13 protein-coding genes are annotated in these 17867 nt (G+C 38.6%); 9 read left to right on the forward strand and 4 right to left on the reverse strand.

Annotated elements, in window-relative coordinates; all coding sequences use genetic code 11:
- Positions 1-47: 47 nt before the first annotated feature.
- Positions 48-2387, reverse strand: a complete 2340-nt coding sequence (locus tag ACF8PK_RS06850; RefSeq protein ID WP_108693854.1) for a hypothetical protein — start codon at positions 2385-2387, stop codon at positions 48-50.
- Positions 2388-3362: 975 nt separating this feature from the next.
- Here ACF8PK_RS06850 and ACF8PK_RS06855 point away from each other — a divergent pair.
- The gene (locus ACF8PK_RS06855) at positions 3363-4157 is read left to right on the forward strand and encodes a metallophosphoesterase (protein WP_108693855.1); all 795 of its coding nucleotides are present in this window, start codon (positions 3363-3365) and stop codon (positions 4155-4157) included.
- 588 nt (positions 4158-4745) lie between these two features.
- Positions 4746-5060 (forward strand): hypothetical protein, encoded by a 315-nt coding sequence (locus ACF8PK_RS06860; RefSeq protein WP_108693856.1) that lies wholly within the window; start codon positions 4746-4748, stop codon positions 5058-5060.
- A 270-nt stretch (positions 5061-5330) separates the two neighbouring features.
- Here the strand turns inward: ACF8PK_RS06860 and ACF8PK_RS06865 are convergent, their stop codons facing one another.
- The 3 genes from ACF8PK_RS06865 to ACF8PK_RS06875 all read right to left on the reverse strand — a co-directional run bounded on the left by ACF8PK_RS06865 (position 5331) and on the right by ACF8PK_RS06875 (position 6699).
- Positions 5331-5744: an H-NS family nucleoid-associated regulatory protein gene (locus ACF8PK_RS06865; protein WP_025789647.1), complete on the reverse strand. Its 414-nt coding sequence runs from the start codon at positions 5742-5744 to the stop codon at positions 5331-5333.
- A gap of 322 nt (positions 5745-6066) precedes the next feature.
- On the reverse strand, positions 6067-6336 hold the full coding sequence (locus ACF8PK_RS06870) for a hypothetical protein (protein WP_061899402.1): 270 nt from the start codon (positions 6334-6336) through the stop codon (positions 6067-6069).
- Between the two features lie 33 nt (positions 6337-6369).
- Positions 6370-6699 (reverse strand): hypothetical protein, encoded by a 330-nt coding sequence (locus ACF8PK_RS06875; protein WP_096070878.1) that lies wholly within the window; start codon positions 6697-6699, stop codon positions 6370-6372.
- A gap of 291 nt (positions 6700-6990) precedes the next feature.
- On the opposite strand from ACF8PK_RS06875, the gene ACF8PK_RS06880 reads away from it, so the two are divergent.
- The 7 genes from ACF8PK_RS06880 to pglX all read left to right on the forward strand — a co-directional run bounded on the left by ACF8PK_RS06880 (position 6991) and on the right by pglX (position 17842).
- Positions 6991-7476 (forward strand): hypothetical protein, encoded by a 486-nt coding sequence (locus ACF8PK_RS06880; protein ID WP_108693885.1) that lies wholly within the window; start codon positions 6991-6993, stop codon positions 7474-7476.
- A 155-nt stretch (positions 7477-7631) separates the two neighbouring features.
- Positions 7632-8060, forward strand: a complete 429-nt coding sequence (locus ACF8PK_RS06885) for a hypothetical protein (RefSeq protein WP_392440602.1) — start codon at positions 7632-7634, stop codon at positions 8058-8060.
- A gap of 186 nt (positions 8061-8246) precedes the next feature.
- Complete coding sequence (locus ACF8PK_RS06890) at positions 8247-9152, forward strand: WYL domain-containing protein (RefSeq protein ID WP_005444571.1); 906 nt, start codon at positions 8247-8249, stop codon at positions 9150-9152.
- Positions 9145-9741, forward strand: coding sequence for a DUF1819 family protein (locus tag ACF8PK_RS06895; RefSeq protein WP_025605130.1), 597 nt, complete (start codon positions 9145-9147; stop codon positions 9739-9741). Before ACF8PK_RS06890 ends, ACF8PK_RS06895 begins: the two co-directional genes overlap by 8 nt.
- The gene (locus ACF8PK_RS06900; protein ID WP_108693858.1) at positions 9741-10328 is read left to right on the forward strand and encodes a DUF1788 domain-containing protein; all 588 of its coding nucleotides are present in this window, start codon (positions 9741-9743) and stop codon (positions 10326-10328) included. The genes ACF8PK_RS06895 and ACF8PK_RS06900 overlap by 1 nt, the downstream gene beginning before the upstream one ends.
- 64 nt (positions 10329-10392) lie before the next feature.
- On the forward strand, positions 10393-14070 hold the full coding sequence (gene brxC / locus ACF8PK_RS06905) for a BREX system P-loop protein BrxC (RefSeq protein ID WP_108693859.1): 3678 nt from the start codon (positions 10393-10395) through the stop codon (positions 14068-14070).
- Between the two features lie 70 nt (positions 14071-14140).
- On the forward strand, positions 14141-17842 hold the full coding sequence (gene pglX / locus ACF8PK_RS06910) for a BREX-1 system adenine-specific DNA-methyltransferase PglX (RefSeq protein ID WP_108693860.1): 3702 nt from the start codon (positions 14141-14143) through the stop codon (positions 17840-17842).
- The last annotated feature ends 25 nt before the right edge of the window (positions 17843-17867 follow it).

Raw genomic sequence — 17867 nt, forward strand, 5'->3', positions numbered from 1 at the left:
TCCTAATCATCCCTTATACATTTATAAGATAGATATTTTAAAAATTACTATTTATTCTCTTCCACACATGTAAATTTGTAAGACTTTCCAGAGTCAATTCTCGCAGAATTAAAACCAAGCGCTTGGAATATATTTTTAATGTTCCTTGTAATTTTAGCTTGGCCTATATTATCATCTTTACGTTCAGAAATTTTTAGTTTATTTGGAAGAATATGATTGATGATGCTTCTATGGTTATATAGTTCCTTATCTATACCTATAAATGAACCATGAAATTTTTTACCTTTATACTCTTCTCTGCTAGAGATAATAATAAAGTCTTGAACTAAATCAACCTTAAGTATACTTCGAAGGAGTAAAGCTGCATCTAGTTTAGTTTTCTCAATTGCTGACCCTAGCTGACCAATACTTCTCCCTGTCCTGATAATTTCTAACACATCTTTATCAAAGTGAGGATTTTTTTTATTACCATAAAAACCACTTGGTAAATTATCAAATGAATCTTCAACAATATTGAACTTCAACTTAGCTAAGGTTAATTTAAGAGCATCATAAAAATTATCAATCAGCACTTTCTTTCTAAATTCGATACTGGACTCTATCCAATCCTCAGGAGAATTATTATATTTATTATGGTCTAACGTGATCGGTGTAGATAGACCAAAAATGCCAAATCGGATATTCTTTGCTTTCCGTAATCGTCTAGAAGATTGTATTATTTCCTTAGGCGTCAGAATTTTATCACATAAACAATAAACGGTATCCGTGTAATTCGATTCAATACTGAATCCTTCTTTTAAAACTGGACTGCATATAACTGTATGATACTTAAATATTTCCGTATTTGGGCTACGGATAAATTTTTCGACAGCCTCTTCATGGTGTTCTTTCAAGAATTTGCTTGCAACAATTACAAGTATTTGGTTATCCAAGGCACTTATATAATCTACATTGCCATCATCACTAATAAATCCCGATTCTTTCAAGATAACATCAACTTTATCTTTTGAAGATGAGAATACAAAACAGTTCTCATTCACATTTTGGATTTTATCAATGATAGTTTGTTTTTCATGGCTTCCATTTAAAAGAGATACCTCTATAGACCCAAAATCATGTTCTAGACAAGAATTATATGCGTTCGCAAGCAATACGTTCCTTTCAAACTTTAACAAGCTCTTGATGACATTTTTTGTTATTTTGTTAGTAATATCCGCGTCCATTAACAACAGTTTCGTATTAGGGTCATTTAATGAATATTGAAGTAATTCTCTAACTATAGATTTTTCACGTTCGTCTATATAGCTATTACTTTTTGAATATAATGCCTCAAAAACTTTTTCCACCTCATCAATAATAATTATATCTGATGATATCACAGAATCTATAATATGCGGTTTACTTAATGATTTTAATGTCGTAGCAATATGTTTACTTTCTTCAATTTCATAGAGAACTGCTTCTGATGTTATAATATGGCAAGGCTCTAATTCTACCATTAACTGACTGACTTTTTCTTGTAGCCTATGCTCATAAGACTGAATTACCGACTTCAAATTTGAAATTATTGATGTTTTTTTTCCTAGACGATGAGCATGAATAACAACGTCTAGCGCCAAATCAGTTTTGCCACTACCTGTCCCTGATTTTAATAGTGTAACATCAGGTATAAACTTCCACAAATCCCCTCGCCCCATACCTCGCAAAGGTTTTAAATATCGGATACTCAGGTCACTATTGCCATTGATTGAACCTTCATAATAAATAAAAGAACCAGGATCAGTCACTTCTTTTGAAAAAACCAATGACTCATCAACTATATGATGCACAAAATTTTCAGCTGACTTTTTTTTAATCTCTACAACTGAGGTTAAATCTAGATCTAATGAAAATGCAATTGCACTATCTATATCTTCTTGACTAAATTGATCTTTTACAGATTTTCTAGCTTTCAACATAGCCATTGATGTACAAAAGTTCGATGCATTATGCCTTATCAAAAATTTATATACAGATAAATAGTAATTAAAAGTTATGTCTTCAATAAGTGGGTTACTTAAAAACTCAAATATTACGTTTCCATCAAGATCATGAAAGAGCAAGCCTTTTATATTAGATATATTTGATCCTTTATAAATAAAAAAATCATTAAACATTGAAAAAGAAACTTTTTCATCAGAGATGTAAATCGCTTCCAACCAATTTTTAACTCTAAAACCTCTATTATGATATTCTAAAACTCTTCGTATATCATTAACATTTTTAATATGTACGACTCTTCGATTATCGTACATAGCCCATGCTGGAAGCATATCTGATAATACAATGATGCACTTATTTGATTTTGTATTTCCATGTAATGAGAAATACTCTTTACTGTTTGCCATTAAATTATAATCATATAAAAATTGATTTACTTTCAATCAAAGCGAGATACCTTGTCGTGAATGACACTATTCCGCACCTTCACCCAACTGCCCTATTAAAATAAAAATGCCTTGTAAATCTAGCATATTTCATGAATAGCTGAACTGATTTTCATAGTACCAATACTCTAATGAATGACGACTTGCGACTCTTAACTTTATAGTTGTACAGCAACTTGATGTTTATTTACGCAGCTACGCTGCGAGAAACGACAGGTTGGTGCATGTCGTATCCGTGCCCAACGGTGATTGTCCGTCTCTTCAGCTTCATTACCGCTATGCACTTTTTACATGAATATATATATTTGAGCAATAAGTGCATGGCTAACGTCATACCATTATTTGAGATTGCACAGCTTCGCTGTGCTCACTTGACGCAGCTACGCTGCGAAAAACGATAGGTAGGATCTGTGTCGTGTCCGTGCCCAACTGTGTTTCTTCGTTTCTTCCGCTCTTCCGCTTCCTTTACGCTATGCACTTTTTACGTGAATATATAAATTTGACGATAAGTGCATAGCTGACGTCATCCCTCCATTTGATATTGCACAGCTTCGCTGTGCTGACTTGACGCAGCTACGCTGCGAGAAACGATAGGTGAGTCCTGTGTCGTGTCCGTGCCCAACTGTGTGTCTTCGTTTCTCCCGCTTCCTTTACGCTATTCACTTTTTACGTGAATATATAAATTTGACGATAAGTGCATAGCTGACGTCATCCTTCCATTTGATATTGCACAGCTTCGCTGTGCTGACTTGACGCAGTTACGCTGCGAAAAACGATAGGTAGGATCTGTGTCGTGTCCGTGCTCAACTGTTTTATGACCAGAAGTTACAATTTCCCAAGTAACTGATAGAAGTGCCTTAGCGTATATACTCACTTCTCTAATCCCAATAAGCAATGTAATATGAAGTAGTCAATCAATCTTAAGGCCATGATAGTTTGAAGTTTTACGTTGTCTCCGACCTACATCTCGACATTCAGGGAATACGCCGTGATTATTGGCATGACTTCGATAAAGAAGCTACTTTGATCGTTGCAGGTGACACGTCGAACGGTCTCTCAGGCATAGCATACGTAAAGAATGTACTTTGCCGCCACTTCAAGACAGTCATCATGATTGCTGGAAACCATGAGTGGTATAGCAATAAGTCTAAATCCTACCGCCATAAAAATACGTCTGTTGAGTGTAAATCTAGTGCTGACTCTGGCGTGCTCAAAGATTCTGGGAGTTCAGTACTAACCAAACTTAAGGCTCATAGCGATACTACTGAAAACCTTTTCTTTTTGAATAATGAATCGATTGCGTTGGACGGATTCACTATTTTCGGTGGAACCCTCTGGTTTCCTATTCATACATACTCCGTCGAGCTTGTAGAAGCATACTCAGAGTTGATGAACGACATTAAGTTTATTGACTGCTCAATGATTGAAGAGCAGTACAAATCGTTCGTTAAAAACCTACCAGAAAAAGTTGATCTTGTTATTTCACATCATCTTCCTTCTAAAGAAGCCTTCGCTAAAGAAGAGCATGCGAATAGTGTTTATGCCCCCTACTACAATGCAGGACTGAGCAACGAGATGGTCTCAAGAACTAGATTCTGGGTGGCTGGGCATCAACATGATGCAGTAGAGAAAGTCATCGCAGGCGGTAGTACCACTTTCATATCTAACCCCAAGGGTACTGTCCACTTGAGAACCAGTGGACTAATGCCTAATAAAGCTTATTATCTCTAACCACAAGCTAAAAAGAAAATTCGTCATTTGAAAGCCCGCCAGGGGTTTCTCTCTACTGTCAGTATCTACTCTTATTAGTATTCAGATGACCACATCGCGGATTGTCCGTTATCGATTAGTTAATGTTTTAGATAATGGCCTTCCCTACCGAATATCCGAAAACTTAATGCTTATAGAATTATTTCGGATGGAAATCAAAGCGTACCTTTGTACTAGTGACAATGCCTTGGTCAGTAAAAAATACATCTCAGCTTTCAAAATAATTAATTATTACTACGATTATTTTTAGACTAACTATCATCTGACATATAAGATATTTTATCACAATAAAATATTCATGGACAAACATCACAAATGAAATTAGAATTAATAAATAAATATAAAAATAGAATTTAAAGGCAAACCAAAATGCATACATTTACTCTTAAAAACATCACCATCACAGAAAGAGAAAATAAAAGTAAACGTAGACTACGCAAAGGAGAACAGCACTAGGATACAATTTTCGAAGTAGACCTAAACACGAAATGCAACATCTTTAATTATGGTGTTACCTGCCACGCTAGAAGTCTAATTAAATTCAATAATATGGCGCAGGCAGAACAACTCGATCAAATGGTCGAGACTATTCTTCACGACATTGCTGCTAATAAAACCAAAATAATTAGTGAATTTAAAGAACATATCTTTCGTGTTAATATAAAAACTGAAAAGATCCAGATTAAAGTAATTAAATCACATAAAGACAAGGTTAAGAAAGCCTTCCGATCAGCTAAATTCAATTGGGACGATCTAGCATGGGAAATTAAGAAATCGTCTGCAAACATGAAAAAGGCATCACAGCTAATTCAAGAAATTAAAGATATAGCGACAGAGGAAGACATTCTCGCAGTTCTTAATTAATGTTAGTGATGGTTACATATCTAAAACTCTTCTAGATATGACTTCATCAAAACAATATCAAACTCAAAATTCTAATGATTAATCAAATGATAATGTTAATCTCTCCTAAATACTCAGTAGCATACTCTCGCCCGCTTTCACACTCAGAAAATCGAATCACAAGTTCTCTGCTAGTGCAAAGATTTCAGAAAATTCGTACTGAATAATGCCAAGCATGTGCTGGGCTTATCGATAATTCTGGATTCTTAAATCGACGAGTGGACCAAGTCCCTAGATCGCGAATTCTTCGAGTGTTCTACCTGCATCAAGAGCTTCTTGAATTGCTGACGGGGTTCTTCCTTGACCTGTCCAGGTTTTCTCGATGCCATTTGCATCCATATATTTGTACTTCGCAGGTCGAGGTTCACGCTTACCCTGCTTTTTAGATTTCTTAGTACTAGTCGATGATAAAGCTGAAATCAGTTCATTGACATCTAATCCTTGAGCAGAAATTTGTTTAGCTATCTCTGCAAGTTTTGCTTCTTTTTCTGCTTGCTCTGCACGAAGAGCTTCCTCTTCTACTCGGCGTTCTTCGAGAACCGTAGTAAATTTGCTATATGCTTCTTCGAGCTGTTCAAGTGTCAAATCTCGCGAGAATGCACGTAAACTACGGATATTGAATAACACTTTTTCTAGTTCGTTCATAGTAACCCCAATAGATCATGATGTGGTACGCCGAAAATTTTGACATTGTTCAGTCATACCGTTTATGAATTTAGTTATTAACTTAATGCGTTCAAGATTCTATAGTACTTATAGTCAGTAAGAAATGCAAAATAGCTTTACACTCATCTACCGCATTAGCTATCGACTAAGTATGTGCTGCCAATTGTATTTCACCTTGGATCACGTCTATCGAATCACGAATTAAGTGTTTATCGTTGTACACCACAGCTCTATTGGGATGGTAGATGATTGCGATAAACGTCTCGGCTTCAAACCCCACAAGTATCCATTCTATTGTTCTTTAAAGCAGTTTGTAGTTCACTGCTTTATGAAAGTGAAGCTCACCATTGTTCATATCGAGTTTTTCCGAGCAATATGGACAAAATCTAATGTTAAACGCCGTTTGCCATAAAAGCTCTCCTACGGTATTAATTTCCGTGCTTAACTCCAAGTCTCTTTCTTTTGCAGTTTCTGAAATGAATAGAAACCATTGTCGATCTGATGTGTAATGATCCGTGAAATAGATAACAACCTCTTCTGGCATATGTTCACATTTATGCTGCTTATTCATAACTTTACCTTCGGACTTTGTTAATTTATCTTTTTAAAAAAATACGAAACTTTCTGATGTCTCATCCGCTACGTTTCTTCTCGATTTATACCTGTTGCATCCATATAATCCTGGAACACGACTCTCCTTTTTATTCGGACTTTGCTGATACAACTGGTTGGTAACGGGCTTTTCTTTAGTTCCATAATGTCTAAAGCGTTCGAGCTGCTCTTCAACACTTAATGAATTAGCTTTAATAATAGCTTCTTCATCTGAAATGCTAAAATTTTTCTTTCCGAGATTACTATCAGAAGCTAACCCAACACTTCTAGTATTAATGTGCTGATACTTTCTTCTTTTCTTAACTGTTAGTTCATAATTCATGATAACCTCCATTATAAATACATCCTAAAATTAAAATCATTGCATTTAATTAACCATAGTTACACTTCCTTGTAAAGGATATTTTTAAATATCATCTTCACCTGAATTTAATAATTAAATATTAAATTATTTAATTCAGGTCTAAATCGTAATCAGTGATCATGGCAGATCGTGAAAGCTATTAATGTCGAGTTGTATTCGCGTCAATTCGGACATACAATAACGTAGCTAAAGCCATGAAGATTAATCATTTTTAATGTAAGGAGTTCCATCTTGAAAATGATTTTCGAAATGCAGTACCGCCGTACAGAAAAATTCATTTATAAACGTGAAGAGATCTGCTCAATCTTTAGATGTGATGATATTGAGCAGATCATCGCAAAACACGACTATATCGTGAGTATTGATTTTGAGCGATTTGTTTACTTGCGTTCGACATTGCCGCCTGATTTCTTTGACAAACTAGCTTTGTCACTGCGAGAAGGCGAACTGTGTTATATCTCTTTCGAAGATGCCCTTTCAAGATGGAGTGTTATCTCTCAGATCCCGATGATTTTAATTCTCGGCACAACGGGTGAATCGGGTTTTTATAAGACTAGATTTGGCAGTATTGAGTTTGTCCATGTTCCTCATAGTCGAGAGTTAATACTTTCAAATACGACCGAACCTTATTACGCCATTCGTTTAGCTAAGAAGTTTTTTGCTTTTGAAGATTTAAAACGGATTGATAGAAACATGCATCTTATCGATTACGAAGAACTCTATTGTGATGATTAAATAATTAAAATCATAAACCTTTACTTTTTATAGAATTTAATTGACTTTAATCATCATCAGTTATAACTTAAAAACAGACGCGTTAAACACCCCGCGTGTCACTTAATAAATCTACAATAAACGAAGTTTTGGGGTAAGTTTATTAAGGATTTATTATGCAAAATTTGAAGAACTATCAAGAACAGTCAAATAATCAATTTTCTTTGATTAACCACCCTCTACTCACTAGTCATGACATTCGTTTAAACGGCAGAAAATTACATATCACTTCCCCACTAGACCTATGCCTTACTTTTGCACAATCTATGGAGCTAGTACTCCTTTCGTATATCAAATTGAACGATGGTTCCGTTATTATGGCAACCTTTTCAAGCTTGTTTCTAAGTCAGATAGAAAGTGAGGAGGACATTTTAAACGTAGTGTTTGCTCTCAATAAATCTCATTTTAGAAATCTAACTGATAAAGGGCAACTTCAACTTTATCTTTTTGATGATGTCGATAACAACTCCGAAACGGATGATTTCTGTTGTTCCTTCTCAATTAACGACTGGCTAGATCACACTAAGACACATCAAACCTCGTAAAACCATATTTTTACTCTATGTTAATCTTTCCCCAGATTGATTGTTGCCAGCGTGTTAACGCTGGCTTTTATCGTCTGTGCCTACCTCACATTTATGCTCAATAAAACATCCATCAACACTATCTGGATTGATGTCAGACCCAAAATGGTTCATACTTCAAACATTAAATAATTCACGATAATTGCTATGGACCAACTTAGCTACGCTCAAAAACAACGATTGTCTTATATAGATTTCCGTTTGATGTTTGTGGGCCATTTTTCGCGAGCTGAAGTCGTCGCACATTTTAAGATGGGGCTTTCCAATGCCACTCGGGACATTAACCTGTATAAAGAACTGGCTGGAGAGAATCTTGTGTACGACAATGCCGAGAAGCGTTATTTCCAAACGTCATCTTTTAAGCCACTTTTTGACTATGATGCACAAAAAGCGCTGAGTCAGCTTACGCACAACTTCAGTGATAGCATCGACATAATGGAAGATGTTCGTTTCCCTGTTGAAACACCGAGTCAGCTTGCTGTACCCAATATCCACATTGTTTCTAAGCTAACCCAATCAGCACTCAACAACAAAGCGGTATCGATTGAATACATTTCTCTAGATAGTGGCCCAAGCAAAAGAACGATAGTACCACACACATTAGTGAACAATGGTCTTCGATGGCATGTACGTGCATACGATATGAAGAGCCATGAGTTTCGTGATTTTGTTATTACTCGTATAACTAAAGCCAAACTACTGGATCTAGCGGTATCAGAGTCTCAATCAAAGATGTCAGATAACCAATGGTTACGTATCGTTCCATTAGAGCTAGTACCCCATCCCAAAAATATTAAGCACCCCAAAGCCATTGAGTTGGATTACAACATGAATGATGGTGTTTTATACCTCGATGTTCGAGCCGCCATTGCTGGCTATTTATTACGAAGACTCAATGTCGATTGCTCTGATAGTGCCAGATTACTGTCTCCAGAACACCAACTATGGCTGCGTAACAGTCCAACACTTTATGGTATCGAAAACCTACACTTAGCCGCAGGCTATGAGGGGAATCGAACTCAACTTCATTCTTTAGGAAACATCGATGTCTGAACACAAACGCTACCTAGGCGATCTTATTGGTGGAAGTCTAATGCTCCGTGAAAGCCAAATCATTGCCGACCTGCTGTTAACAGAACCAACCCTAGAGGATTGGAACAAAGCGATTGTAGAAGAGAACATCTTGCAAAAGCCTTCAGCTGCGTCAGCTAAACGCAATGCCGCGACGATCAAAAAGCGTCTGGAGTCGTTAAACAACGAGTATCTTCAAAAATTAGCTTATAGCGGTACAGAAGAAGCAACACAGTTAATGTTCGCTGCAACATTAATCAACGCCCCTATCCTAGCGGATTTCATGCGAATCGTAGTAACAGACGCAAAGCGTATGTATAGAGAAGCATTGAGTGTAGATGACTGGCAGCATTTTTGGCAGGAGCGCGGACGCTTATACCCAGGTTTACTTGAGATGTCAGAGGCATCTACATATAAAATATCCCAAGTCGCGTTCAAAGTTTTAGCAGATGCAGGCTATATAGACTCCACCAAACACAAAAAACTCATGAATATCTTTATCTCACCTGATGTACGCATTCTCCTATCAGAGATGGATAGAGATGATATCGTCAGAGCAATGGAGCCATAATGCAAACAGTACAGCAACTCCAGCAACGTTTGGAAAAAGTGCAAGACAAACTGGAAAGTGATGAATTTCTTACCAATAAAGAATTAGGCGGTGAGATAGGCTTCTACATTTTCGACTACCCTGCTGAGCACGAGATTATCGTTAGAGAGCATATCGACTTTTTGACTAAAAAACTGGCATCACGCAGCGAAATCACAGGTAAACGCTTCGCGAGTATCAATTTGTATGAAATGGTCGTCGAGTTACTGAAGTCTCGTAAGCTACTCGATCGAGCTTACAAGATGCAATTTGAGAAAGGTGATGATGCCTTATTCAAAGCACTAAAAGGCCCTCTTGAACAAAATCGGTTTGCTGAATTTATTGTAAAACAGGCTAATGTACTTGAATGTGACTTCATCATCTTACACGGGCTAGGCAGTGTCTGGCCTATCATTCGTGGGCATGGTCTTCTCAATGCATTGCATGCCAAAGTGGGGAACGTGCCTACCGTAATGTTTTATCCTGGTGAATACGATGGAGCAACATTAAAACCATTCGGCCGTATCGAATCAAATAACTATTACCGTGCGTTCAAACTCGTCCCATAGCTCAGTAAAAAGTATATGACGATGAACTTGCAAACTTACAATAAGCATGTTGGTTAGAAAAAGAATGAATATTAAACAACTTTTTACGAAAGATATCGCTCGCCCTATCAATGGCGTTGTTAAAGCAGATCAAACCGAAAATGAAACCGTCTTTGTCGAACTTGATGAATACGTCATCACGAATGAACTAAAAGAGCATATAGAGAACTTTTTTAAATTTTATATGCCCTCTGTGTACGACCCAGAACAAGCTGCGATCACTGGCAAATCAGGGATTTGGGTTTCTGGCTTTTTCGGTAGCGGTAAATCGCACTTCATCAAGATCCTGTCATACCTTTTGAAAAATGTGTCAGCTACTGATGGAATAACGACTCGCACAGCGTTTGATTTTTTCTCTGAAAAATTGAAGGACGATGCATTCCTAGTTGGTGACATTGAAAAAGCGATCCAGAAAGACAACAAAGTTATCTTATTCAATATTGATAGCCGAGCCGACACTGATGACAAAGAAGATGCGATTCTTAAGGTCTTCCTAAAAGTATTCAATGAAGAAATGGGCTACTCAGGCGATCATGCGCATATTGCCCACTTGGAGCGAGAACTGGATTCTCGTGGGCAGTTTGAAGGCTTTCAAACTGCCTTTGAGTCAATCACAGGTGAAAGCTGGCTAGAACAACGGGATTCCTATGATTTCTACCGTGATGACATGGCAGAAGCACTGGCACAGGTTACGGGTCAATCATTAGATTCCACTAAGCTGTGGGTCGAGAAAATTGAAGAAAACTTCCCTCTGGATATTGCAAATTTCTGTAAGTGGGTAAAAGAATACCTTGATGGGAATCGCGATCGCCGCTTGCTCTTCTTCGTCGATGAAATCGGTCAGTTTATTGGTAAAAACACCCAGATGATGCTCAAACTACAAACTATCACCGAGAATCTCGGAACAATTTGTGGTGGTCGCGCTTGGGTGATAGTGACTTCTCAAGCCGATATCGACTCCATTGTTGGCGGTATGCAAGGCTCAAAAAGCCAGGATTTTTCCAAAATCCAAGGTCGATTTGAACGTATTTCCCTTTCTAGTTCCAACACAAATGAAGTCATCGAAAAGCGTCTACTCAGTAAAACAGAGGAAGCTAAAAGTCACCTGTCTGAACTTTATGATGCCAAAGGCGATATCATTCGTAGCCAGTTGAGTTTTGAACAAAGCAATGCGGCTGAAATGGCGAACTATCAAAGTAGCGATGATTTCATCAATACCTATCCATTCGTGCCGTACCAATACAACTTGGTACAAAAGATCTTCACAGGCATCAGCCGTGCTGGTGCTTCAGGGCAACACATGAGTCGTGGTGAACGTTCGTTGATTGACGCCTTCCAAATCGCCTCAAAAGAGTTTGCCGATAAAAACGTGGGTCGCTTGATCCCTATTCACAGTTTTTATCACTCCATTAAGAAGTTTCTTGATGATGCTGTCGTGCGTGACATTAATCATGCCGCAGACAAAACTTCCATTGATGAATTTGCAGTTCAAGTTCTGCAAACCTTATTTATGATCCGTTACGTCGATGAAGTGAAATCCAATATTGATAACTTGGTAACCCTTTGCATCAGCGAAATTGATCAGGATAAACGCGCGTTGCGACTGGCTATTGAGGCTCGTCTCGAGGTACTGGAACGTAACAACTTAATTGCTCGACAAAACGATGAATACATTTTCCTGACTAATGAGGAAAAAGAGATCGAAGAAGCGATTAAGAAGACCGATATCGAACCTTCAGATGAGACAACCGAACTGAGTAACATCATCTTTAACGAGATATTGCGTCGCAACAACAACTTCCGTTACCCAGAGAACAAGCAAGATTTTCCAGTGGCTCGTTTTTGTAACGGTGTTCCTTTTGATCGCAATTTAGACAGTGATATTTTGCTGAAAGTCGTTTCACCTATCGACAACAGTTACGACGAATACAACGACGCTACCTGTGCAAACTTTTCATCAGATTGCATTCTTGTCAAACTGAATGATAACCCTCGCCTATTCGATGATCTTCGTACTTATATTAAGACGGAAAAATTCATTCGCAAAAGCAGTAGCGCCTCAGGCTCAAGTCAAGAACAGATCCGCCGCGATAAAGCCAACGAGAACATGAATCGTCGCAAGCGATTAGTCGGAGATCTCGAAGAACTAATCAAAGAGTCTGATTTTTACACGCTTGGCTCTGGCTTTGATGCAAAAGGTAGCTCACTTGCTGTCATGCTAGAGGGAGCCTACCGCTACATCATTGAAAATACTTTCGGTAAGCTCAAACTGATCAAACCATTCCCTGGAAACATCCTAAGTGAAATCCAGCAAACTTTAGCCGCTGGCGATACGGCACAGATTGGCCTCGACTTAGCAGGTGAAGAAGCCAATCCACTCGCAGTTCTTGAAATAGAACAGCACGTTTCATTAAGTGACGACCATGGTTACGCGGTCACAGCGGCCGATATCATCAAGAAGTTCTCAAAGCGCCCTTATGGTTGGAACACCGATGAGATCATCCTAATATTGGCACGTCTTGGTCTTGCCAATAAACTTGTGTTTCAGGCTAACCAACAGGAAGTCCCGTTAAAAGGCTTATATGAACATCTAAGTAAGTCTCAAAAAAGAGCGAACCTGCGTATTCGCCGTATCAAGCAACAATCTGAAGCTAATCTGAAAAAAGCAGCGAAGCTGTATAAAGATCTTAGCTTTGGCACCGCTCCTAGCGCCGAAAAAGAGTTATTTAACTCAGCAGTTGAAAAGTTAAATCAATGGCTGACTAAATTGAGACGATTCAAATCTATGTCATCGACTGGTCATTACCCTGGTGGTAACGAGATCGATGATGGCATTATGTTGTTATCAGGCTTAACGGAAATCAAAACCAGCTTCCAGTTCGTTGATGAATTCATCGCTAAAACCAACGACCTACTCGATTTTGAAGAAGAGTATGAGTTACTGGAAAACTTCTACGAAACTCAGTTTACAAGTTGGCAAGGGCTAGAGCGTGCTTTAAATATCACCTTCTCCGCAAACCGTGCGTTCCTTGAAAAAAATGCGGAGGCGATGGCTGCACTTGATAAGCTTACTGCTATTTATCACAACGCATCACCGTATCGAGATATTCGTAATATTCAACCTTTGGTTGAGACGCTGACCGCCATCAATAACCAACTGATTGAAAAACAGCAAACTTACACTGTTAAAAAGCTGGAACAACGTATTGATGAAGTTAAAGAACTGATTGAAAACGCTGGAGCAAGTGCAGAGATCAGCAACAAAGTATTATTGCCATTCCAGAATGCAATTAAACGCGTACAACGTGAAAACAGCGTTTCGCAGATTAAGCACGAGCTTATTGAAGCGGATGATTGGTTTAATGATGCGGAAAAGGCAGTGAACGCCTACATTCTTCAGCAGCAAGCACTAGCGAAAAAAACGAAAGAAGCACAATCTTCAAATTCAGAAGCCACCGACTCACCATCATCAACGAGTCAGTCTGCTACGAACTATGGTTCATCGACAACAGAAGCAATGCCTGTCCGCGAAAAAGCGCCCAAGGCAAAGCCTACTCAAGCAATTGATGCGATGGAAGTCTACAGAGAAGTCTCTGAGGCGACTTATATGGAAACCGTCGAAGATGTTGAAAATTACCTAAAGGCGCTGCGCGATAAACTGGTCACTCTCGTTGAGAGTAACCATAAAGTACGCATTAAATAGCAGTGAAAGCCAACAACCATTGAATTGCTGCCTGAGCGCAAGCTCAGGCTAAACCATCGAGTTATATAAAATGAACACAAACAAACTCAAAGCTTATGCCCCGAAAGCCCGTTTGGCTTTTATGGATGCAGTAAAAAAACGCGCTGCCGTACTCGGCATTTACGAAAATAAAATCAGTGAAGCCACGACACAAGGAACTGATACCCTTATTGAAGGGCGTATCTTTACACGCAAGCAAGGTCAACAGCGTCAACAGTTAGTGAATCGCATCGAAGCGCTCGGTGGTGGTAAAGATGGCTACAACCAATTTATTAACGAGATGGCGTTTACCTGGTTTAACCGTTTTACGGCCATTCGTTTTATGGAAGTGAATGGCTATCTTGACCATGGCTTCCGTATGCTGAGTAAAGAAGTTGATGCGGAGTTTGGCCAAGGCTTTGAAATCTTAGCTCATGCCGCTGATGTGGCAGAGGATTTGGGATTAAATAAATCCGACATCGTAGAAATGCTATTAGCTGGCGACAAAGAAGAAGAGCTGTATCGTGAATTATTGCTCGCTCAATGCCACCAGCTCAGCAAAATCATGCCATTCATGTTCGAAAAACTGGATGACGCCACTGAGTTACTACTACCAGATAATCTGACTAAAACCGACTCAATTCTAAAAGAACTGGTTAATGACGTACCTGAAGATAACTGGCGAGAAATCGAAGTCATCGGTTGGCTGTACCAGTTCTACATTTCCGAGCACAAAGATGCGGTTATTGGTAAAGTCGTTAAAAAAGAAGATATTCCAGCTGCAACACAGCTTTTTACTCCAAATTGGATCGTAAAGTATTTAGTTCAAAACTCACTTGGTCGCCAGTGGTTAGCCACCTACCCTGACTCTGAGCTGAAAGAGAAAATGGATTACTACATCACTCCTGCCGAACAAAGTGATGATGTCATCGAACAACTCAAGGCTATTACACCGACAAGCATTGACCCTGAAGAAATCAAAGTGCTTGACCCTGCTTGTGGTTCTGGTCACATCTTAGTTGAAGTATACGAAGTACTACGTGAAATTTACCTGGAACGTGGCTACCGCCTGAGAGAGGTCCCAGAGCTGATTCTGACCAAGAATATCTATGGTCTAGATATTGATGATCGAGCAGCGCAAATGGCCGCGTTTGCTGTTTTAATGAAAGCGCGTGAAGATGATAAACGTATCTTCACACGTGATATCAAGCTTAACATCCACTCAGTTCAATCAACTGAAAACCTGGACATTGACAAGCTATGGGCAAATTTAGATCTTGATGGCAACAAACAAACAGGTTCAATGGGAGACTTATTTTCAGAACCGCAGTTAGAACTAGCTGAACCCTCAACAGAAAACAAAGTTTATCTCGATTTGCTTCGATACCTAAAAGAGCAGTTTATTGACGCCAAAAACTTAGGTTCATTGATTGAAGTTGATAGCCAGCACTTTGAAACCCTATTTGCATTGCAAGCAAAGCTAGCGGTCAAAGCACAAGGTAATGAGCCAACCGCAAAAGAAGCAGCGCAAGCACTATTACCTATTGTTGAACAAGCAACTATTCTGGCTCGTCAATACGATGTTGTTGTCGCAAACCCACCGTATATGGGAAGTAAGTACCAAACACCATTAGTTAAGAAGTTTTTAAAAGATAAATTCACAGGATACGATAAAGACCTCTTCTCAGCATTCATCATTCGTAACTTACAACTTACTCGTGAGCATGGTGAGTTAGGTTTCATGACTCCATTTGTATGGATGTTTATCTCAAGTTATGAGCAACTTAGAGCAAAGCTGATTGAAGACGAAATCATTTCAACATTAGTACAACTTGAATACTCTGGCTTCGATGGTGCAACAGTCCCTATTTGTACATTTACACTAACTAAAGGTCATATTCCTGATTATAAAGGTAGCTATGTTCGACTATCTGATTTTAAAGGGTCATCAAATCAGGGGCCTAAAACGATTGAAGCGATTCAAACTCCCTCTTGTGGTTGGTTTTTTAATGCTAAGCAAGATGATTTCAATAATATTCCTGGTAACCCTATTGCTTACTGGGCTAGTGAACGTGTTATTAATGCATTCAAAACAGGATCAAAATTAAGTAGCTTATCAGCGCCTCGAACAGGCTTAAATACTACCGACAATTCAACTTTCGTTCGCTACTGGCACGAGATTAATGCGTCTGATATCAATTTTACGTGTAATGATATCCAAGAATCTATTGATTCGCCTTTAAAATGGTATCCTTTCCAAAAAGGAGGAGAGTTTAGAAAATGGTATGGCAATAATGAATTTGTAGTAAACTGGAAGAATAATGGAGCCGATATCAAAAAAGCAGTAATGAATAATCCTAGAGATAATACGACGACCCATTGGTCTCGACGTATTTTTAATACAGAGTATTACTTCAAAGAAGGGGCTTGCTGGTCAACGATAACCTCCTCAACTTTCTCATCACGATACATGGATAAAGGATTTATATTTTCTAATGCTGCGGGAGGTATTTTTCCACAAAAAATATCGACCCATGAAATTGTAGCTCTTGTTAACTCTCCAGTTCCCGATTATTTTTATAACATGCTCAACCCTACATTAAATTACAGTTCAGGTCTAGTTGGTCAGTTACCAATATTGCCAATTACTCACAACAAAGATGTAACAACAAGCGCTATAAGTATAGCAAAAAAAGACTGGAATGAATTTGAAACCTCATGGGATTTCTCGACTTCACCATGGATAGAAATAAAAGAAAACACCTTGAGAGCAACGTTTTCTTCTATATTAAAAAAACATTTAAATTTGGTAAGTAGACTAAAAGATCTCGAAGAAGAAAATAACAGAACAATTATTAATGCCTACGGTTTATGTGACGAAATTGAAAGCAATGTAAAAATTGAAGATATTACGTTAAATATAAACCCAGCCTTTAGATTTCCTAAAAATGCCGAAATTTCAAAGCAATCGACACTTGTATGTGAACTACTAAGCTATGTAATGGGGAACATCATGGGACGATACTCACTAGATCGTGAAGGCTTAGTCTACGCTCACTCAGGCAACAACGGCTTCAAAGAACTTGTAGCAGAAGGCGCATACAAAACTTTCCCTGCTGATGATGACGGTATCGTGCCATTGGCGGCCGAAGACTGGTTATTCGATGATGATGCAACTAGCCGCTTCCGTGATTTCGTCAAAACGGTTTGGGGTGAAAAACATCTACAAGAAAACCTCGACTTTGTAGCCGAAAGCTTATGTTTAGATGCGATCAAGCCAAAGAAAAACGAAAGCTCGATGGAGACGATTCGTCGTTACTTCTCTACGCAATTCTACAAAGACCATTTGAAAACGTATAAAAAGCGCCCTATTTACTGGCTATTTAGCTCAGGTAAAGAAAAGGCATTTGAATGCTTGGTGTACTTACATCGTTACAATGAAAGTACCCTTGCCCGTATGCGTACTGAGTATGTCACCCCATTGATGGGTAAGCTGGAAACTCAGCACTCGATCTTAACGGAAAGCCGCACAAACGCGAGTAGCACAGAGCAGCGACGTATTGATAAAGAGTTAAAGTCAATCGAGAAGAAACAGTCCGAACTCCGTTCCTTCGATGAAGAGTTGAAGTACTTAGCAGAAATGAAGATTTCTATAGACTTAGATGACGGCGTAAAAGTTAACTACGGTAAATTCGGCAACCTACTCGCAGATGTCAAAGCGATTCATGGTAAAAGTCCAGAAGAACTTAAGTAACTGATAGAGCAGGCTATATCTACAG

The sequence above is a fragment of the Vibrio sp. CJQ_6 genome, assembly GCF_043106745.1.
Classification (GTDB): domain Bacteria; phylum Pseudomonadota; class Gammaproteobacteria; order Enterobacterales; family Vibrionaceae; genus Vibrio; species Vibrio furnissii.